Source organism: Neptunomonas sp., assembly GCF_016744175.1.
Classification (GTDB): domain Bacteria; phylum Pseudomonadota; class Gammaproteobacteria; order Pseudomonadales; family Balneatricaceae; genus Neptunomonas.
This window is the reverse complement of sequence record NZ_JADGEV010000030.1, coordinates 1-19,401: the sequence shown is the minus strand read 5'-3', so window position 1 is coordinate 19,401 and position 19,401 is coordinate 1. Positions and strand designations below refer to the sequence as shown.

16 protein-coding genes are annotated in these 19,401 nt (G+C 43.9%); 10 read left to right on the top strand and 6 right to left on the bottom strand.

Translation table 11 applies throughout. The annotated features are described in order from the left end of the window. Nucleotides 1-18: 18 nt before the first annotated feature. Both QZZ55_RS13650 and QZZ55_RS13645 read left to right on the top strand, forming a co-directional pair. The gene (locus tag QZZ55_RS13650; RefSeq protein ID WP_293267889.1) at nucleotides 19-510 is read left to right on the top strand and encodes a TIGR02444 family protein; all 492 of its coding nucleotides are present in this window, start codon (nucleotides 19-21) and stop codon (nucleotides 508-510) included. Between the two features lie 91 nt (nucleotides 511-601). After that, entirely contained in the window at nucleotides 602-1,297 is a 696-nt protein-coding gene (locus tag QZZ55_RS13645; protein ID WP_293267888.1) for an FKBP-type peptidyl-prolyl cis-trans isomerase, read from the top strand. A gap of 43 nt (nucleotides 1,298-1,340) precedes the next feature. On the opposite strand, the gene QZZ55_RS13640 is transcribed toward QZZ55_RS13645, so the two are convergent. Together QZZ55_RS13640 and rsd are read right to left on the bottom strand one after the other, a co-directional pair. Then, nucleotides 1,341-2,321, bottom strand: coding sequence for a hypothetical protein (locus QZZ55_RS13640; RefSeq protein WP_293267887.1), 981 nt, complete (start codon nucleotides 2,319-2,321; stop codon nucleotides 1,341-1,343). A 2-nt stretch (nucleotides 2,322-2,323) separates the two neighbouring features. Next, the gene (gene rsd, locus QZZ55_RS13635; RefSeq protein WP_293267886.1) at nucleotides 2,324-2,797 is read right to left on the bottom strand and encodes a sigma D regulator; all 474 of its coding nucleotides are present in this window, start codon (nucleotides 2,795-2,797) and stop codon (nucleotides 2,324-2,326) included. A 140-nt stretch (nucleotides 2,798-2,937) separates the two neighbouring features. Here rsd and QZZ55_RS13630 point away from each other — a divergent pair, with 140 nt between their 5' ends. Then, entirely contained in the window at nucleotides 2,938-3,342 is a 405-nt protein-coding gene (locus tag QZZ55_RS13630; protein WP_293267885.1) for a flagellar basal body-associated FliL family protein, read from the top strand. A 3-nt stretch (nucleotides 3,343-3,345) separates the two neighbouring features. Here the strand turns inward: QZZ55_RS13630 and gshA are convergent, their stop codons facing one another. The 3 genes from gshA to pyk all read right to left on the bottom strand — a co-directional run bounded on the left by gshA (nucleotide 3,346) and on the right by pyk (nucleotide 8,860). Continuing rightward, nucleotides 3,346-4,911 (bottom strand): glutamate--cysteine ligase, encoded by a 1,566-nt coding sequence (gene gshA / locus QZZ55_RS13625; RefSeq protein WP_293267884.1) that lies wholly within the window; start codon nucleotides 4,909-4,911, stop codon nucleotides 3,346-3,348. A gap of 81 nt (nucleotides 4,912-4,992) precedes the next feature. Then, nucleotides 4,993-7,290: a Tex family protein gene (locus QZZ55_RS13620; RefSeq protein WP_293267883.1), complete on the bottom strand. Its 2,298-nt coding sequence runs from the start codon at nucleotides 7,288-7,290 to the stop codon at nucleotides 4,993-4,995. A gap of 133 nt (nucleotides 7,291-7,423) precedes the next feature. Next, nucleotides 7,424-8,860: a pyruvate kinase gene (pyk, locus tag QZZ55_RS13615; protein WP_293267882.1), complete on the bottom strand. Its 1,437-nt coding sequence runs from the start codon at nucleotides 8,858-8,860 to the stop codon at nucleotides 7,424-7,426. 275 nt (nucleotides 8,861-9,135) lie between these two features. Between pyk and QZZ55_RS13610 the strand changes: the two genes are divergently transcribed. Next, nucleotides 9,136-11,307: an ATP-binding protein gene (locus QZZ55_RS13610; protein ID WP_293267881.1), complete on the top strand. Its 2,172-nt coding sequence runs from the start codon at nucleotides 9,136-9,138 to the stop codon at nucleotides 11,305-11,307. 10 nt (nucleotides 11,308-11,317) lie between these two features. Then, on the top strand, nucleotides 11,318-12,724 hold the full coding sequence (locus QZZ55_RS13605; RefSeq protein ID WP_293267880.1) for a sigma-54 dependent transcriptional regulator: 1,407 nt from the start codon (nucleotides 11,318-11,320) through the stop codon (nucleotides 12,722-12,724). A 67-nt stretch (nucleotides 12,725-12,791) separates the two neighbouring features. Here QZZ55_RS13605 and QZZ55_RS13600 read toward each other — a convergent pair whose 3' ends face one another. Then, nucleotides 12,792-14,405 carry a methyl-accepting chemotaxis protein gene (locus QZZ55_RS13600; RefSeq protein WP_293267879.1) on the bottom strand — a complete coding sequence of 538 codons (1,614 nt, stop codon included), beginning with the start codon at nucleotides 14,403-14,405 and terminating at the stop codon, nucleotides 12,792-12,794. 364 nt (nucleotides 14,406-14,769) lie between these two features. Between QZZ55_RS13600 and QZZ55_RS13595 the strand changes: the two genes are divergently transcribed. The 5 genes from QZZ55_RS13595 to QZZ55_RS13575 form a co-directional block, all read left to right on the top strand. Then, nucleotides 14,770-15,753: a TRAP transporter substrate-binding protein gene (locus QZZ55_RS13595; protein WP_293267878.1), complete on the top strand. Its 984-nt coding sequence runs from the start codon at nucleotides 14,770-14,772 to the stop codon at nucleotides 15,751-15,753. Between the two features lie 110 nt (nucleotides 15,754-15,863). After that, complete coding sequence (locus QZZ55_RS13590; protein ID WP_293267877.1) at nucleotides 15,864-16,493, top strand: TRAP transporter small permease; 630 nt, start codon at nucleotides 15,864-15,866, stop codon at nucleotides 16,491-16,493. After that, nucleotides 16,490-17,887, top strand: coding sequence for a TRAP transporter large permease subunit (locus QZZ55_RS13585; protein WP_293267876.1), 1,398 nt, complete (start codon nucleotides 16,490-16,492; stop codon nucleotides 17,885-17,887). The genes QZZ55_RS13590 and QZZ55_RS13585 overlap by 4 nt, the downstream gene beginning before the upstream one ends. 141 nt (nucleotides 17,888-18,028) lie before the next feature. Further along, on the top strand, nucleotides 18,029-18,529 hold the full coding sequence (locus QZZ55_RS13580; RefSeq protein WP_293267875.1) for a hypothetical protein: 501 nt from the start codon (nucleotides 18,029-18,031) through the stop codon (nucleotides 18,527-18,529). Then, nucleotides 18,526-19,401 (top strand): RluA family pseudouridine synthase (locus QZZ55_RS13575; RefSeq protein WP_293267874.1); only part of this gene is annotated, 876 nt, incomplete at its 3' end. The genes QZZ55_RS13580 and QZZ55_RS13575, both read left to right, overlap by 4 nt.

Genomic DNA, 19,401 nt, shown 5'->3' with positions numbered 1-19,401 from the left:
CGAGATTCTACCATAGCTATGCAATTACAAAATCCTCTTTGGGCATTTGCGTTAAAAGTTTATTCTCATTCTGAGATTGAGCAGTGCTGTTTGGCATTGCAAAATGATTTTGGGATGAATATCAACCGCCTGTTGTTTGCTGCTTGGTTAGCGACGCAGCATAAATCTATTGATGTTGCTCTATTGAGGCATAGCCAAGCAGACTATTGGCAAAAGAGTATGACTCACCCGTTAAGAGCGCTTAGGTATCAGTTAAGAGAATTGCGAAGAGATGAGTCGGAGCTTTCCATGTTGTATGATGCAATGCGCAACGCAGAGTTAGAAGCTGAAAAGGTTGAGCTTGCTTATTTGTATCAGCTTGCTGAAAACTGGCCGCAAGTAGTAATGACTTCTGAGGTTTTAATCGTTGAGAATATAGAGAAGCTGGCCTCTGCGAAAAGCGTCTGTATTAAAACGACGCAGCGAGAATTACTAGCCTCGTTTGGCCAGCAAATTTTATTAGTAGGATAAGGCTTAAATCTCTCGGAACTTTACGGTTTAATCAAGCACTAACGCTATAATAAATATTTATATGAATGATATCAGGTACAAGGAAAGCAGAATGAAAAAAACATTACTGGCCATCGCTGTGGCAAGTTCTTTTATTGTAATGCCGCAGGCTCAAGCGTTTGAAGTGAAAACTGATGATCAGAAAATAAGTTATAGTCTGGGTTTAGTGTTGGGCGAAAAACTTAAGTTGGATCTTGAGACGATGGATTTAGATGCTTTTCAGGAAGGTATTAAAGCCGTTTATCAAGGCACTACTCCGCTGATGGATTCGCAGCAAGTTGGCGAAACTATGCAAGCATTTCAAATGAGAAAAATGGAAGAACAGCGTCAACAGGTTGCTAAGTTGGCGCAGGAAAATTTAGATAAGGGTCAGAAGTTTCTAGCTGAAAATGCTAAGAAATCAGGTGTTTCTGTAACTGAAAGTGGCTTGCAATATGAAGAAACACAAGCCGGTACAGGTAAGCAGCCAACAGTCGCAGACACTGTTAAAGTTCATTATCGCGGTACATTGTTAGATGGTACTGAGTTTGACAGTTCTTTTGCACGTAATGAGCCTGTTTCATTTCCGCTAAATGGCGTTATCCCTGGCTGGACTGAAGGTTTGCAACTGATGAAAGAAGGCGGAAAAGCTAAGTTGGCAATACCTGCAGAGTTAGCATACGGACCCGGTGGAATGAGTGATGCAATCGGCCCAAATGCAACACTGTTATTTGATATTGAATTATTGGAAGTGAACCCGGCCCAATAGTGATTGTAATGCTTTAAAAAAATGGCCGCTAAAGCGGCCATTTTTATTTGAGAATATTCATAATACCATTTGAACCTATGGCAAAATATTCTCCAGAACCAAAACCAACGGCATATACACTTGTGCTGGTTGGGCCGTACGGGTCTCGTTTGTGAGCACGCCAGCGATTTAATTCCTTACCGGTATTGCTATCCCAAAGCTGAATCAATCCGGCTGCTGTGCCTGTTAAAAGCTGTTCCCCGCTATTAGAAAAACGGGCGGCTACGTAACTAACGCGTTTAGGGAAAAACCCATCTGTTCCAGAGAGTGTTTGTTGTACTTCTCCTGTTTTTGTATCCCAGATAATAGCCTTGTCTAAATTGCTAGCGCTAAACGCTTTGTCGCCTTTTGGGGTTAGTGCGACTACGTCAATAATATTGTCTAGTGTTATTTGCTGTAATTGCTCACCGCTTTGTAAATTCCACACGGTGGTTTTGTAATCATCTGAGCCGGTGAGTGCTGTTAGTGCGTCAGCGCTTAAGTCGACGCCTCTCACACGGCCTTGATGGCGTAAGGTGCGCTTCACACCGCCATTCTTGATGTCAAAATAGACGGCTTCATGGTTCCCTAAGCCCAATAATGCATAATCACCTTGCGGTGATAACGCTAGGTCTAAAATTTCACCGGGAGAGCTCCAAAACCATTCTGGTTTACCGGTCAATGTATGCCACAAAACAAGATCTTGTTGGTTAGCTGTGACTGCGAAACCTGCTTCAGGAGAAAAGCCAGATTCGGCAATAATAGAGCGTTCTCCTTTACGATGATTCCAATCAAAAAGCCTAGCATTCTTTTTGATATCCCAAAGGCTGCCCCCTTCTTCTTGAGACCCTATAACTGCGTACTGTCCATCTATGGATATATCAGCGCTATAAGCACCGAGAGTTGTATACTCGTACACCGAAGAAGGAGAGTTTGCGCTATCACACGCGGCTAGTGCACTCGCTAGTAAGGGAAAGAGTAGCAGCCTGTGTGATCGTTTTAACATTCTTATGCCTCGTCCATGACGGTATCGCGATGCGATGTATGTAATATTTCTATGAGTTGATCTTCTAGAGCAAACCTTTCTTCTAGGTTTTCGCCAAGCTTGGATAGTTGGAACGAGAACTCTCTGATTTGTTGTACCGTAGGATTCTTAAAGGCGGCGTAACCATCATTAAAATCCAGTGCCATGTCAGTCGTAGGCTGAATGCGCGGAAAAATCTTTTGTGCTTCCTCTAAGCCTCCATCGTCAAATTCGCTCCCTTCATGAAGCAACTTCTCGTACACTTCAAAATGGCCTGACGACAAATAATCCATCATGGACGTGCAAAATGATTTGATACTTTCTTCAATATCTCGAATCTCTACATTTGGTAAAGCAACGAATGTGCTGATCAATGTTTGCCGGTCTTCTAGCCAATGATCAATAAGCTCGCTGATACCTCCCCAGCGTTCGTGGGCACTTTGACATTTTTCCAACATGGTTGAATCCTTATTCATGAATATAATTTAATATTAATCCTAAGCGACTTTCCGGTGCAAGAGCGATCAAGCCTGACGTAGTGGAAATTGGCGGTTATACTTGTCAAAAATTGATTTATCTCAACGGGAGCCTTAACGCTATGCTACTACGTTTTTTCGCGATTGTTTTTTTTAGTTTGTGGTTGCCCACCGCGTGGGCAGCAGATGAAGAAAAGCCGGTTGAAACCGATTATGTTGGATATGTAGAACTTAAACCCTTCATAGCAAATTTCGGAGGCACTGGAAAAATACGGTTTCTTAAGTGCGAAGTGACGGTTCAAGTAGGTTCTGAAGCGGCGAGCTATGCGATTAACCATCACATGGCAAATATTCGAAATGATTTGGTATTTTTGTTTAGTGCCCAGACTGAAGCTGAGTTGGACACAGTTGAAGCGCAAAAGGTCTTAGCGAAGAAGGGACTGCAGTTGATACAAAAATTGCTGGTTGAAGAAGAGGGCGAGGGGATGGTTAACGACCTCTTCTTCACCAGCTTTGTTATCCAGTAATAGTTAGCTTTCCAAATATTCTGCTAAATATTGATCGAAGTTGAGCGTGTCGCCAGCTTCGATCTCTGCTTGAGAGCTTAACGACTCATTCACTTTCTCGGTAAGTTTCTGTTGAATGGCAGCAGGTAACGGTGATTGATTAAACGTCTGACGATGCTCGGCACTTTTTTCTAGTAACCACTCTGTATGGTTTAAGCCACTGTCTTTCAAGGCCTTTAGAACCTGTGCTGACGGAGTGAGAGATACATCTATTAGTTTCTCATGTTGGGCTGCTACTGAGTGTGTATAGGATGCGTCACGATGTAAATCACTTAGCATGTCAGCCGTCATTTTCACTTGTTGTAGCACTTCGTGGCCTGCGCTAATGAGTGAGACAGGACCATTGAGTGTTTCAAGTGCCAATTCAGGCTCGCGCCCACGCGATACGACTTTCTCTAAATTAACGCTAATCATATCGCATTCGACTTCGCTGATTTCATCATCACTCATGAGCAAGCAACTAATCAGGAACGCATCTAAAAACTTAGCCTGTTGGCTATCAATGCCCGTTGGCAGGAACGGGTTGATATCTGTGTTGCGTACCTCGATATACTCAACGCCGCGTTGCTGTAAAGCATGCAATGGTTTTTCGCCGGGAGCCGCCACGCGTTTTGGGCGGATATCGCTATAGTACTCATTTTCAATCTGCAAAATATTTGTGTTGAGTTGTTTGTAGTGCCCGTCAACTTTAGTGCCGATTGTTTCATAAGCACCGTAAGGAGTATGAATAGCTCTGTGCAATGAACTGATGTAAGTATTTAAGTGGTTGAAGCAGATATTCAACGAAGCCTGAGCTTTGTTTGAATAGCCTAAATCACTCATACGCAGTGACGTTGCGTAAGGTAAGTAAAGTGTATGGTCATGCAGCGTCTCTAAATTGTGCTTTTTTCCTTCCAAGAAAGAATCACACAATGCTGGAGATGCACCAAATAGGTAGAGTAATAACCAAGAGTGACGACGAAAGTTACGAATCATCCTAAAGTAGGATGCCGAACGAAACGCTTGCAGTGACTCAGTATTACCCTGTTGCGTTTGCAGTGCTTGCCAAAAACTATCAGGCAGCGAAAAATTATAGTGAATGCCTGCAATGGTTTGCATCATTTTGCCGTATCGGTGCTCAAGACCGACGCGGTAAATATGCTTTAGCTGACCAACATTAGAAGAGCCAAAGCGGGCAATAGGGATGTCTGCTTCACTTTTAATATGACACGGCATACTGCCGCCCCAAATTAACTCGTTACCTAAGTGCTGATAGCTGAACTTGTGTAGGTTCTCGAGCAAGCCTAGGGCTTCTTCGGGCGTTTCAAAAACGGGAGTAATAAATTCTAACAAAGACTCTGAATAATCGGTGGTTATGTCACCGTTGGTCAATGCTGATCCCAGTCCCAAAGGATGTCCGGTCTGAGATAACTCACCTGAGCTATCGACACGTAAGCCTTCTTTTTCGATGCCATGCAAGACGCCCTTAAGATGGATGTCGTTGCCGCTGGACACTAGTTGTTCAAGCTGTTTTTTCAGAACGGATGCCAAAGCCTAGCCCTTCTCAGATGATAAAATGGTTAGCATTATAACCAGACTGCTCTTCATAAAGCACAGAAACAGTGCGTTGCATTATTTGACTTTAAACCCGGCTGCTTTTAAACCGGCTGCAAGCCCTGTGTTCGAATGAGTACTTTTATGAGCATGGCTGGTTGTCTTAGGTTTTTGGGGAACAGGTTTAACGGTAGCGTGACGGTCACCCGCGATTGCTTTTCCAGGTGAATTTGGACTCTTCATTGATAGCGCAATACGACGCCGTGTTTCATCCACGTCAGTCACTCTCACTTGTACAATATCACCTGTTTTAACCAGTGTGTGCGGGTCTTTTACAAATTGATTTGATAATTGTGAAATATGCACAAGCCCGTCTTGGTGTACACCTATATCGACAAATGCACCGAAGTTAGTCACATTTGTTATTACACCTTCAAGTTGCATATCTACGTGCAGGTCTTTCATGGTTTCTATACCCGCCGCAAATTGTGCTGTTTTGAACTCTGGTCTAGGGTCTCTACCTGGCTTCTCTAACTCGGCAATAACATCACGTACTGTATATTCGCCATACTGATCAGTTACAAACTGTTGCGTTGTGAGTGTTTGGATTAGGCCTCCGTTACCAATTAGTTCGGTTGTTTTGCAACGCAAAGTAGCGGCCATTTTATCCACAAGAGAGTATGACTCAGGGTGAACTGCTGAATTATCTAATGGCTGCTTCCCTTCGCGTATTCGAAGGAAAGCGGCACATTGTTCAAATGCTTTCGCACCAAGCCTTGGAACCTTCAGTAATTGCTTTCGATCAGTGAATCGGCCTTGTTTATCACGGTAATCAATAATGTTCTGGGCGGTGGTACGATTTAATCCTGCAACCTGGGCAAGAAGTTCACAAGAAGCTGTGTTCAGGTCGACTCCCACATGGTTTACACCGTCTTCGACCACGTTATCTAATGAACCTGCTAGTAGTTTTTGGTCTACATCATGTTGATATTGGCCGACGCCAATAGCTTTTGGGTCAATTTTCACTAGCTCTGCGAGTGGATCCTGCAAGCGGCGTGCGATAGACACGGCACCGCGAATGGTGACATCTAAATCAGGAAACTCGCGGCTAGCAAGCTCTGATGCCGAGTATACGGATGCGCCGGCTTCGCTGACCATAATTGAGGTGAAGTTTAGTTCAGGGTGACGCTTATCCAGATCTTTTACGAGCTGCTCCGTCTCTCGTGAAGCGGTGCCGTTACCAATACTGATAAGAGACACTTGATACTTGCTGACAAGTTTTGCCAGCATGCTCAACGCTTCATCCCAGCGCTTATGGGGAGCGTGTGGGTACAGGGTGCAGTGATCAAGTAATTTTCCTGTGGCATCAACGACCGCGGCTTTAGTGCCTGTTCTTAATCCTGGATCTAAACCGATGGTTACTTTGGGGCCTGCTGGTGCCGCGAGCAATAGATCTTTGAGGTTGCGCGCGAAGACATTGATTGCTTCTGTTTCTGCTTCTTCACGTAAACGTTTAAGCAGGTCGGTTTCAATCTGTTTGTGCAGCTTCTGAGTCCATGTTTGTTCCACGCAACCTTGTAACCAGCGCTCCCGAGGACTATTTCCCGAAGGCGTGCCTACATACTGCTTAATAATGTTGGTAGGCTCTTGTTGCATGGTGGATTCAACGAGCAAGGCGACTTTTAGCTCGCCTTCTTTATTACCGCGAAACATAGCCAATGCACGGTGGGAGGGCATTTTACGAATAGGTTCTTTGTGGTCGTAATAGTCACGAAATTTGCTGTCTTGCGACGCTTTTCCTCGTGCCACACTAACGGTAGTGATGCCGTTACTCCATAGCCAGCTACGCAGACGATTGAGTAAGTCTGCCTGTTCAGAAAATTGCTCGATCAAGATGTGTTGTGCACCTGTTAGTGCGCTCTCTTGATCAAGAATTTCTTTATCCACGTTAATATATTGGCTTGCCGTCTGGATCGGATCACAGGACGTTTTGAGTAATTGCATGGCGAGTGGCTCAAGCCCCGCCTCACGTGCTGTCTGAGCTTTTGTTCGGCGTTTAGGGCGATACGGTAGGTATAAGTCCTCTAGACGCACTTTGGTGTCTGCTGAGGTGATTGTTGCTTTCAGCTCAGCAGTTAGTTTTCCCTGCTCTTCGATACTGCTTAGAATGGTTTGTTTACGGCTTTCCAAAACTCTTAGATAGTCTACTCGTAATGCTAATTGTCGAAGTTGAATATCATCTAAAGCGCCAGTTATCTCTTTACGGTAACGCGCAATGAACGGCACCGTCGCCCCTTCGTCCAGTAAAGTGATAGTGGCGGCCACCTGTTGAGGGCGAACGCCTAGTTCCTGAGCGATTTGAGCAGCGAGTGTCATAAAGTTGTCCGGTTAATTAGGTGATTGATTTATTATTGGGTAAAAATAATATTTATAAAGTGCTATCAAGATGTAAAAGTACACATAAAGAAAGGTGGACGAGTCTTTGCCCCTTTCTTTATACAGAGTAAGGCTAGGGTACCTGTAAAACCTGCATGGAGTTGGTGCCACCGTGCTCCCCAAGTTTAGCGCCACGGGTGAGAATGATGAGGTCGCCACTTGTCAGTAACTCTTTTGCCTTAAGGCCAGCAAGAATTTCGTCGTTTAGGCTGTTCTCTGGTACGCCGGTTGCGTCAAAGTGCATTGCTTCAACACCGCGATAAAGTGCCATACGGCGCATAGTACGATCATGGCGTGTTAGAGCATAAATCGGTAAACCTGAACGAATACGTGACATCCAGCGTGGCGTAGAGCCTGATTCAGTTAAACAAATAATAGCTTTGATGCCGACCAAGTGGTTGGCGGTGTACATTGCAGAGCGAGCTATGGTTTCGTCAATACGGTCGCCCTGTTGTGAGATGCTTGTTACGGCAGGGCGTGCTGATTGGTGGCGTTCAGCGCCTTGGCAAATTTCGGTCATAGATTTAACAACGGCAACCGGAAAATCACCTGCTGCGGTTTCTGCCGATAACATAACGGCGTCTGTGCCATCGAGTATCGCGTTAGCAACATCAAAAACCTCTGCACGTGTTGGCATAGGGCTTTTGATCATGGTTTCCATCATTTGAGTGGCTGTAATTACTGTGCGGTTTAGCTCACGGGCGCGGTTAATAATGTGTTTTTGCACACCTATTAGCTGCGCGTCGCCTATTTCTACGCCTAAATCACCACGAGCAACCATGACGCTATCACTGGCGAGAATGAGTGCATCAAGAATGTCATCATCGGCAACGGTCTCCGCACGTTCTATTTTGGCAATGATTTCAGCGCGACAACCTGCGGCTAGCAGTAATGTTCGTGCTTCTTCAATATCGGCTGCTGAGCGTGGGAACGACACCGCTACATAATCCATATCGAGCTCGGCCGCTACTAAAATGTCACGTTTATCTTTATTCGTGAGAGCAGCTGCCGATAAACCACCGCCTTGTTTGTTGATCCCTTTATTGTTTGATAGTGGGCCATTGAGCAGCACCTCAGTTTCAACTTTTGAGCCATTAACCTTCAGTACCTTTAACTGCATGCGGCCATCATCTAGCAATAATATGTCGCCTGGACCGCAGTCATTAGGTAGCTCTTTGTAATCTAAGCCGACTTGGTGCTGGTTTCCCGCCGTACTGGGTAATTCGCCGTCTAGTGTGAATAGATCGCCTGTTTTTAGTTCGATACGATCAGTTTTAAATTTGGCAATGCGAATTTTTGGCCCTTGCAAATCACCTAAAACAGCAACGACTTTGCCAATTCTGCGTGCAGTGCCGCGAACTTCCGCGGCTCTGCGGCGGTGGTCGTTGGCTGTGCCGTGTGAAAAATTCAAACGTACTACATTCACGCCAGAGCGAATCAACTCTTCTAATACGCCGGGTTGGTCCGTTGAGGGCCCTAAAGTAGCTACAATTTTAGTACGTTTTAGCATAATAATTCTCTGTCGTTGGCGCTGGTAAAGGTAGGAAGGCGACCGTGTGAGTTAGTTAGTGCAGCTGCCGAGCAATCTTCCTTTCGTGTGAAAAACAAATGTTTCCTATAGAATCATAGCAGTAGATAATTTCCACTTCACATTTAGATACTTTAGTTTGCCATTAAATTATTAGAAGGAGTGCGACTCTGGCAAGATATTTTTCAACATATCGCCCTTGGGTAGCGGTAGCTCTGACGTGCATATTTATTTTGTTACTCGTTCAGGTTGCTAGTTTGAGCCGCCAGCAAGCGCTGAATAATTTGCAGCAGAAAACGTTGGCTGATATGAACCGGTATATGTTGAATCTACAGCAGACACTTGATCGGTATAAAGATCTTCCTCGATTGTTGTCTTCACACTCTGAGCTTATTAATACGCTGTTGTATGACCCAAGTAGCGATGCGCAAATGCGAGCCAGTTTATATCTTGAACAAGTGAATGATGTGATTGGGGCATCAGATACTTATTTGATGAATGCTAAAGGTATTACTGTCTCGGCCAGCAACTGGAGTAATGATGCATCTTTTGTGGGCAGAGACTTTAGCTTTCGACCTTATTTTCAAGATGCAATACAAGGGCGAGCAGGGCGCTATTTCGCACTGGGAACTACATCAAAAAAACGGGGTTATTTTTTCTCTTACCCTGTTGAGCACCGAGGCAGAATTGTTGGTGTTGTTATCGTCAAGATCGATTTAAATGAAATAGAAACAGATTGGAATGATGCCTCTACGGATTTAATTGTTAGTGATGATGATGGTGTTATTTTTATATCCACGCGCAAGGATTGGAAGTTCCACACGCTTACGCCCTTGTCTAAGCGTGATGTTCAGCGAATCTACCAAAGCTTACGTTACGGAGAGTACCCTTTAACATCGTTGGATATTATCAACCGAAAACAGCGTGATGATGGAAGTCAGTTAATTACGCTGGTGGATAGCGGAGATATTCGTAATTCTGCATTGGACGGTATAAAAACCGGAGAGTATTTATTGCAAAGCACGACCGTAAGTGGTGCTGGTTTTACGGTCTCTATATTAGCCAATATGAAGCCAGTACAGCGCCAAGTATTGAATGCCGTTATATTGGCTGCATTTATCTATCTTGCTGTTGTGCTGCTGGTCATGGTGGTTATTGCCCGACGACGTATTGTAAAAGAGCGCGCTCGATTTAAGCAAAGAGAGCTGCAGTCATTAGAGAAAAATGAATCTCGTATACGTGACATTATTGATAATACACAAGCGGGTTTGATAACGCTGGATAGTGAAGGGCGAGTTGATTCATTTAACCGCACCGCTGAAAAGCTCTTTGGATACAATGAAGAGCATGTAAAACATCAGTTCTTTAGTTTGTTTCTGTCGCAAGAGGACCGGTCTGTCTGTTGGCAACATATTACCCAGACATCCGTCGCAGAAGCACCAGAGTTAATGATAGAGGCTTCTGGTAAACGACAAAGTGGTACGTATTTTCCAATTGAAATTACTATAGGGAAGATGCAGCGTGGTGATGTATTACGCTTTATTGTGACCGTTCATGATATTACCGAACGTAAAGAATATGAATTAGCGCTGCAAAACTCTCAAACTGAGTTGGAGTCCCGAGTTCGTGAACGAACTTCGGATTTAACCTACGCTAACGCAAAGCTCAGAGAAGAGATGGATTTGCATACAGATACACAAAACGAGCTCATTCAAACGGCTAAACTGGCGGTGTTAGGGCAAATGTCTGCCGGTATTAACCATGAATTAAACCAGCCTCTGACAGCCATTCGTGCTTATGCTGATAATGCACGGCAGTTTTTGAAATTGGATCGATTAGAGCCTGTAGAAACCAACTTATCAGAAATTAGCCAGCTCACCGAGCGTATGGCTAAAATCATTCATCCTCTCAAAGAGTTTGCGCGTAAAACCAGCGGGCATGCCGAAGTTGTGTGTATGAAGTCGGTAAAAGATGGTGCTATGTCTATTATGTATGGTCGTTTAAACCGTGAAAAAGTAGTTATTAGCTGGCCTGCCGGGCTCGAGTCATGTTTTGTTTTGGGTGATATTGTACGTATAGAACAAGTCATGGTGAACCTGATTGGGAATGCTATTCAGGCGATGGAGCTCTTAGAGGATAAGAGTATTGATATCACATTAGCACAGCATGACAGCATGCAGGTTCTACAGATACGTGACTATGGCCCGGGTATTCCCGAAGATGAATTAATAAGGGTGTTTGAGCCTTTTTATACAACAAAAAAAGCGGGTCAGGGGCTTGGATTGGGCTTGTCTATTTCATATCGTATTATTGAGAGCTTAGGAGGCGGCCTGAGCGTTTCTAACCATCCTCAAGGAGGTGCTGTATTTAGGTTGTCTTTGCCTAAAGATCCTCATCGGGGTATTGATCAGCAACTTACATCAATTTAGCGAGAAACGCATGCAGGCAACAGAGGTAAATCAAAGTGCTAATCATCAAGGTGTCGTTAACCCTAGTAATACTGTGCTTCTTGTTGATGATGAAAAGCACATTAGGCTGTCAGCGGGGCAAACATTAGAGTTGGCCGGCTATTCTGTCATTGCATTGGAGAGTGCTGAAAAAGCGCTCGATCAGATCACTGATGAGTGGTGTGGTGTTATGGTTACCGATATCAATATGCCGGGTATTGATGGGTTGGAATTGATGGAAAGGGCTCATGTGATTGATCCTGATCTTCCTGTTATCTTGATTACGGGTCATGGTGATATCTCTATGGCAGTGAGTGCGATGAGAAATGGTGCTTATGACTTTATAGAAAAGCCATTTTCGACTGAGCTGTTGGTGGATATTGTGCGCAGAGCTATGGAGAAAAGGGCGCTTACTATAGAGAATCGCAGGTTACGTCAGGAGCTTGAGGAGCAAAGCGCACCTGGACCACGCATTATTGGTAATACGCCATCGATTAAGCAATTGCGTCGCTTAGTTCATACCGTCGCTGATACGCCAGCTGATATTTTGGTTCTGGCTGAAACAGGCACCGGTAAAGATTTGATGGCCCGCTATATTCATGAGCATAGTAACCGAAGAGATAAAAACTTTGTAGCAATTAACTGTGGGGCAGTGCCTGAAAGTTTGATCGAGAGTGAACTGTTTGGACATGAAAAGGGCGCTTTCACAGATGCTAAATCAAAACGTATTGGTAAGTTTGAGCATGCAAACGGGGGCACAGTATTTCTAGATGAAATTGAGAGTATGCCCTTAGCCTTGCAAGTTAAATTGTTAAGAGTGTTAGAAGAAAGAACGATAGAGCGCTTAGGCTCAAATGAAGTGATAACGCTAGATATTCGAGTGATAGCTGCAAGTAAAGTTGACTTAAAAGAGCAAGCTGAGCGAGGTTCGTTTCGAGAAGATCTTTACTATCGTTTAAATGTGGTGCGCGTTGATATACCTCCTTTAAGAGATCGTCTAGACGATCTCCCTTTGTTGTTTCAGCATTTCTCGATCTTAGCCTCGACCCAGTATGGACGGGAAGTGTCGCCTCTAACAATAGAGAGGATGCATAGCTTGATGACACATGATTGGCCTGGAAACATCAGAGAGCTACGTAATTTAGCGGAGAGGTATGTTCTTTTAGGTGAAAGCTGTACGTTTGATTTTGATAACCGGCCCATTATCGATAGTGCCGCATCACGTAAAATGACTCTACCAGAGCAAGTTGAGCAATTTGAAAAAATATTACTGCAAACAGAGCTATCTCTGCATGGCGGTTCAATTAAAGATACGCTAAATAGTTTGGGTTTACCGCGTAAAACTTTGTATGACAAAATGCGTAAATATGGATTAGATAAAAACGATTACAAAGTCTAAAAATAAACCTATCGCTCTCGGCAAGGGGCGATAGGTTGTTAGTATCAAGCAAGCTGCTTATGCTGATTTATAGTTTAAATCGGCTAACAAGAGTGCCCAGTTGTGAGGCGAGAGAGCCTAGCTCTGATGCAACAGCTGTTAATTGCGATGCTCTGTCCGCTGTGCGACTTGAACTTTGGCTAATATCCTGCACGCTTGAATCGACACTGGCTGCCATTTGAGATTGTTCTTTAATAGCCGTAGCTACTTGATGATTCATGTCGTTAATCACACGGACTTCTTCCGCAATATTTATCAATGCATTAGACGTTTTCTGTACACTTTCCACACCGGATTCGGCGCTACTCATCGCAACATCCATGACGGTTACCGCACCTTCAGCATCTTGCTGTAAACGCATAATGATTGAATTAATTTCCTCTGTTGCTTGGTGGGTACGGCTGGCTAATGTCCTTACTTCATCGGCTACCACCGCAAATCCACGTCCTTGTTCACCAGCCCGAGCTGCTTCGATTGCTGCGTTTAGTGCCAGTAAGTTGGTTTGACCGGCAATTTTTTGTATAACTTCAAGGACAGAGCCGACGTTCTGGCTTTGTTCGTTTAGCTGTTGGATAACGTGCATTGCTTTGATCATGTTTTCTTTAAGGCTTTCAATTTCTTGTAAGGCCGCTTGCGTTATTTCGGTGCCGTTAGTGGCCTCTTGCAACGCCAAATCAGATGCGGATACGGTATGCTCAGCGTTAGTAGCGACACTTCTAGTCGCTTCATCCATTTGCTCCATTGCCGACGCAACGGAAGTGGTTTGTACATGTTGGTTATTGACTGCTTGTGAGGCGAGATCGGCAATATTGTTTATCTGTTGGCTAGACGAGCCAAGTTGTAAAATTGTGTTACTCACTTGGTGTAAACTATCATGGAAGTTTTCTAACATAGAGTTGAACGCGCCTGACATGTTGCCAATTTCATCTTTCGAGGTAACGTCAATTCTAAGGTTAAGATTACCTTCTTTCTCAATTGTATGGATGGTATCGCTCATGCGGTTAATAGGCGTTACAACTAAGCGACGTAGTAAAAGGCTAATGAGAATAATACCCGCAGCAAACAGCGCTAATTCAACCAGAGCAATAGCTGTGATGTTGCTGAAAACAGTCGCATCTAAGTTCTTAAAAGAATAGGTGACGCGAACGGCGCCTATAATATCCCCTTCGGTCACTTGGTGACACAACAGACAGTTAGTTCCCTTGTAGTCACTTAATGCTTTCATCGGAGTTACAACCACAAGGCGGTGGCCTTTCTCGTCATCAATCTCTTCTATTACATGTTCACCTTGCATGGCTCTTTTATCAAATTCATCTTGAATACCGGAGTCTGAAGCGCCAGGGCCGTAGACGTTTGAGATGGCATCACCACGGATAATTCTGGCTTCTGTTAGGTCTTCGTTAGTAATGATTTTCTGCTGCAATGTTGCGCTATTTGCCATAGCGCCGCTGAGCATCAGTATATTTATGCTGTCAAAATATGAGTCTGCTGTAGCCAGCGTAGTTTTGCGTGCTACCTCTTTGCTTAATCCTCTCTCGCTTTGGAATATTGCGGTGAGGCTGCTGATAAGAACAATCGTGAAAACAGCCAAGAGTGATAAATTGACTTTGGTTTGAATAGACATCCCTTTACTGGTGCTCACTTCTGTCTCCTGTTTTAAGACTTCTTAGCGCTTAATATAAACTTAACAACGGCGAACTGTAGTTATTCTTTAGATATTTGTCGCGAAGATAAATCAAAGAATAGTAGGAATTTCTGGCTCTTGCCCGTATCACCTCGTTTTAAATGTGTGGATTCTCGCCACTTATGCTGCTTTTTATTGGGTGGTTATACGCCGATTTTGAAGTGATTCTATTTTCTGTTTTTGTTAACTAATTGTTTTTAAATGCAAAATAATGGTTGGCCCTGTCCTTGCAATACCAGTGTAGACGCTGATGGCAGAGTTTATGTGGCCACCAGTAAAACGCTAAACAATCTGAATAAAACCAAAAAGTAGGAGATACACTATGCGTTTATTGACCGCTGCGGTAACTACAATCGCTTTAGCACTGGGTGCTCAAGCTGCAGTAGCTGCCCCGATCGAAATTAAATTTTCTCATGTTGTTGCTGAAAACACCCCCAAAGGCCAGATGGCGCTTAAGTTCAAAGAATTAGTAGATGAGCGCCTAGCCGGTAAAGTAGAAGTCGATGTATTTCCTAGCTCGCAGCTTTTCGGTGATAACAAGGTGTTAGAGGCGATGCTGCTGGGTGATGTTCAATTAGCAGCACCTTCTTTATCCAAATTGCAAAAATACACTAAGAAACTACAAATTTTTGATTTGCCTTTCCTGTTTAAAGATATGGCCGCGGTAGAGCGTTTTCAGAAAGGCGCGGATGGTCAAAAGTTGTTAGGTTCTTTAAATAAAAAAGGACTTGTTGGCTTAGGCTATCTTCATAATGGTATGAAGCAGTTATCTGCGAGTAACCCATTGAAAGTGCCTGCTGATGCTGCCGGAAGAAAGTTCCGTATTATGACGTCTGATGTACTGCAAGCGCAGTTTGAAGCGATAGATGCAGTGCCATTGAAAAAACCTTTCTCCGAAGTGTTTACCTTATTGCAGACTCAGGCAATCGATGGTCAGGAAAATACGTGGTCTAATATCTACTCTAAAAAATTCTTTGAAGTACAGCCATTCATTACAGAATCTAATCACGGTGTTCTTGACTACTTAGTGGTGACCTCAGCTGAATTCTGGATGTCTTTGGACAAAGATCTGCAAAAAGAGCTTAAAAAAGCATTGGATGATGCTATCACATACGGAAATGGTATAGCGGCTGAAAAAGCGAGCCAAGATAAGCAAAAAATCATCGATTCTAAGCGTTCAAAAGTAGTGAACCTTACTGATGCCGAGCGTCAACAATGGGTTAAAGCAATGAAACCTGTTTGGACGCAATTTGAAGACGAAATTGGTGCTGATTTGATTAAAGCTGCAGAAGCATCTAACCAGTAAATTGATGTTTACAGACAGGCTTGATGGCCTGTCTGTTTCTTCAATGAGTATTGTTTAGAAGAGAGCTTCTCCTGTGTATTCATATCCGTGTAGGTAGAGCTGTCCTGTAAATGTTATCTCGTGAAAAAATAAATGGCGAAATGGTGGCTGTGATGATTAAGAAAGTAGTTTCGCAGCTAGAAGAAGGGTTCTTATCCTTGCTTCTGGTTTCAATGACCCTGCTCGTATTTGTAGAGGTTGTAGCTCGGTTTGGGTTCAATTCAGGCATTCACTGGGCACAAGAAGCTACGTTGCTGATGGCAGCTTGGTTTGTACTGTTTGGTGCTTCTTATGGTGTGAAAGTTGGTGCGCATATTGGCGTAGATGTATTTGTCAAAATGCTGCCGGCTAATACGCATCGATTCTTTACTCTGCTAGCAATTGTGCTTTGTTTGATCTATTGCTGCCTATTTGTTTATGGCTCTTGGATTTATTTAAGCAAAATGAAAATGATCGGTATCGAGATGGAAGATATTCCTATCCCTAAATGGATTCCGATGAGCATATTAATTATAGGCTTTGTTTTATTGATTGTTCGTTTCCTGCAGCTCGGTTGGAAAGTTGTCATTGGTCAAGCTGATGGTTTCCATTTTGCAGATGAAGCGGAAGAGTCTATGGAAATTGCTAAAGACTTGCAGGATACCGCCCTAGGGGATCCTGAGAATAAAGACTCAAACACAGATAAGGGAGATAAATCATGACTATTGCGGTTCTTTTTATCACCCTATTCTTTTGTATGTTTATCGGTATGCCGATTGCTATAGCGCTGGGTCTATCGTCTGTTACCACTATTTTAATGTTCTCAAATGATTCTCTTGCATCGATTGCGCTTAAGCTATTCGAAGCTACATCAGAGCATTACACACTGTTAGCGATTCCGTTCTTTGTATTGTCATCGGCGTTCTTGTCAACCGGTGGTGTGGCTAAGCGGTTGATTAACTTTGCTGTGGATACTGTGGGCCATATCAAAGGTGGTCTAGCAATGGCCTCTGTCATGGCGTGTATGTTGTTTGCGGCGGTTTCAGGTTCGTCTCCTGCAACGGTGGCTGCAATCGGAACTATCTGTATTGCTGGTATGGTTCGCTCGGGCTATCCGCAGTCTTTTGCTGCAGGTGTTATAGCGAATGCTGGAACATTAGGCATCTTGATTCCTCCCTCAATTGTCATGTTGGTTTATGCTGCAGCAACGGAAGTGTCTGCTTCACGGATGTTTATGGCAGGGTTTATTCCTGGCTTGATGATGGGACTTATTTTGATGATCGCTATCTACATAGTAGCGCGTATCAAAGGCTTGCCTTCTCAGCCTTTCCCAGGTTTTAAGAAATTGGCTCGCTCAGGCATCATTGCGCTGGGTGGCATGATGTTGATTATCATCGTGTTGGGCTCTATTTACGGAGGTATTGCATCACCGACTGAAGCGGCGGCGGTTGCTGCGGTTTACGGTTATTTCATTGCGGTAGTTGGTTACCGTGATATTGGTCCGATGAAAGGTATTGCTTGGCAGAACGAAGGAGAAAGCGTTGTGTCTGCTTCTGTTCGTAACGCGGTGCAGATGCTGGTGGCTGTTCCGAAATCATTTGCAGATCCTGAAGTTCGTAAAGTCATATTGGATGCATCAAAAGTATCCTTGATGCTGTTGTTCATTATTGCAAATGCCATGCTGTTTGCTCATGTACTGACCACTGAGCGTATTCCGCACACCATTGCTGAATCGATCATTGCCTGGGGTTTACCTGCGTGGGGCTTCTTGATTGTAGTCAATATCTTGCTGCTGATTGCCGGTAACTTTATGGAGCCATCAGCCATTATATTGATCATGGCACCGATCTTGTTTCCCATAGCAACACAGTTAGGAATTGATCCGATTCACCTGGGTATCATCATGGTAGTGAACATGGAAATAGGCATGCTAACGCCGCCTGTTGGGCTTAATCTCTTTGTAACGGCGGGTATCACTGGACAAAACATGATCTGGGTTATTAAAGCGTGTCTGCCATGGTTATGTCTGTTGTTAGGCTTCCTGATGCTGATCACATATATACCGCAAATTTCACTCTTCCTACCGGAGTATATTGATTCGCTGAACGGGTATTAACGTTGATGTGAATAATAGCGATGTAATGTTTGTTTGAAGATACGTGCACTTACCGCCCATTATGGGCGGTTTTTTTGTTTAGTATCTGTCAGAGTTGGGTACAATAAGCGCCTCTACTGGTTAAATGAAAGAGATACGATAGTGCTAGGGTATATTGCTGTTCTGTGGGGAATCACAGGAATCGGCTTGCTACTGGGTAGTGCCATCTATCGATTAAGCGCGATAGGTTGGCAAACCTTTGATTACAGCCTTGAATGGCATCATTGGTTGGCGTTGGTAGTAAGTATTGTTTTTATGGGCTTTAGTGAAGGCTACCGTGGATTCCAACAGGGGTGGTCTCCTCGTGTTGCGGCACGAATCCTTTACCTCTCTCAGAACGTGTCTCCGCTACGATTATTACTGGCGCCTTTGTTTTGTATGGGTTTTTTCTCCATTGTGCGTAAGCGAATGATAGTCACCTATAGTTTAACACTGGGCATTATAGTGATGGTGCTGCTTGTGCATCAGTTAGAGCAACCATGGCGGGGTATTGTTGATTTAGGTGTGGTTACGGGTTTGCTGTGGGGGTTAACCTCCACTTGCTTGTTTACGTTACGCGCTTTTTTTGGGAAGAATTTTGAACACTCTCCGGAGATGCCTTGACGGCAAATGACCTTAGACCATCAGCAGGGCATGATTCTGTTGATGGTTTCTGTATAGCGTTTATAGTTTTTTCTGAACTCCCACAATACCTATTAGCATTTCTCTCCTTACGTCTAGCACGCCACGATGTTGATCAATTAGATCATGCTTTTGAAAATGAACAGGTCTGTGTTGATGGCCGTGTCGCTTATCCTGATCAAATACTTATCTCTGGTCAAAAAGTGACACTCAACTTGAGAGGCCATCAAGAAGCTGACGTAGATTCTCGCTGGCAAGTGCTTTGGCAAAATGATGAGTTGCTGAAAGTTTATAAACCCGCATTACTTCCTGTTAGTCGTACGACACGTAATTTATACCAGACGTTGATCTCGCTTGTGCGTCGAGAAACACCTTTCGTTAATGCGCAATTGCTACATCGATTAGATACAGAGACATCGGGTGTGATTTTGCTGGCTAAAGATAGCGCTGCAGATAAAAAGTGGAAAAAGTGTTTAGAGCAACTCATTGTTAAGAAAGTCTATCATGCGTGGGTGGCAGGTTTACCGGAGTGGAATCAGATGACTTTTGAATGTGAATTATCTGAAAAAAAAGGCAGTGAAATTCGTAGCCAAATGTATGTAGTTGGTTCGCAGCTACGTGATTGTTATTTAAAGCCCAAAGTAAGTAAAACAGCTTTTAAGGTGCTGGAGCGCCAAGGTAACAAGGCTTTAATAGAGTGCGAGCTGTTTACGGGTAGAAAGCATCAAATTCGTGCTCAGCTAGCACACTTGGGGTATCCCATTATTGGGGACAAGATCTACTCACATGATGGCCACTTTTACTTAAAGCGCTTAGAGCAACCTCTTACTGGCCATGACTTTTCTATATTAGGT

Bases quoted from the DNA above. Each gene is read 5' to 3' on its own strand.
- QZZ55_RS13650 (WP_293267889.1), top strand. From the start codon at position 19: ATGCAATTACAAAATCCTCTTTGGGCATTTGCGTTAAAAGTTTATTCT.
- QZZ55_RS13645 (WP_293267888.1), top strand. From the start codon at position 602: ATGAAAAAAACATTACTGGCCATCGCTGTGGCAAGTTCTTTTATTGTA.
- QZZ55_RS13640 (WP_293267887.1), bottom strand. From the start codon at position 2,321: ATGTTAAAACGATCACACAGGCTGCTACTCTTTCCCTTACTAGCGAGT.
- rsd (WP_293267886.1), bottom strand. From the start codon at position 2,797: ATGTTGGAAAAATGTCAAAGTGCCCACGAACGCTGGGGAGGTATCAGC.
- QZZ55_RS13630 (WP_293267885.1), top strand. From the start codon at position 2,938: ATGCTACTACGTTTTTTCGCGATTGTTTTTTTTAGTTTGTGGTTGCCC.
- QZZ55_RS13620 (WP_293267883.1), bottom strand. From the start codon at position 7,290: ATGACACTCGCTGCTCAAATCGCTCAGGAACTAGGCGTTCGCCCTCAA.
- pyk (WP_293267882.1), bottom strand. From the start codon at position 8,860: ATGCTAAAACGTACTAAAATTGTAGCTACTTTAGGGCCCTCAACGGAC.
- QZZ55_RS13605 (WP_293267880.1), top strand. From the start codon at position 11,318: ATGCAGGCAACAGAGGTAAATCAAAGTGCTAATCATCAAGGTGTCGTT.
- QZZ55_RS13595 (WP_293267878.1), top strand. From the start codon at position 14,770: ATGCGTTTATTGACCGCTGCGGTAACTACAATCGCTTTAGCACTGGGT.
- QZZ55_RS13590 (WP_293267877.1), top strand. From the start codon at position 15,864: ATGTTATCTCGTGAAAAAATAAATGGCGAAATGGTGGCTGTGATGATT.
- QZZ55_RS13585 (WP_293267876.1), top strand. From the start codon at position 16,490: ATGACTATTGCGGTTCTTTTTATCACCCTATTCTTTTGTATGTTTATC.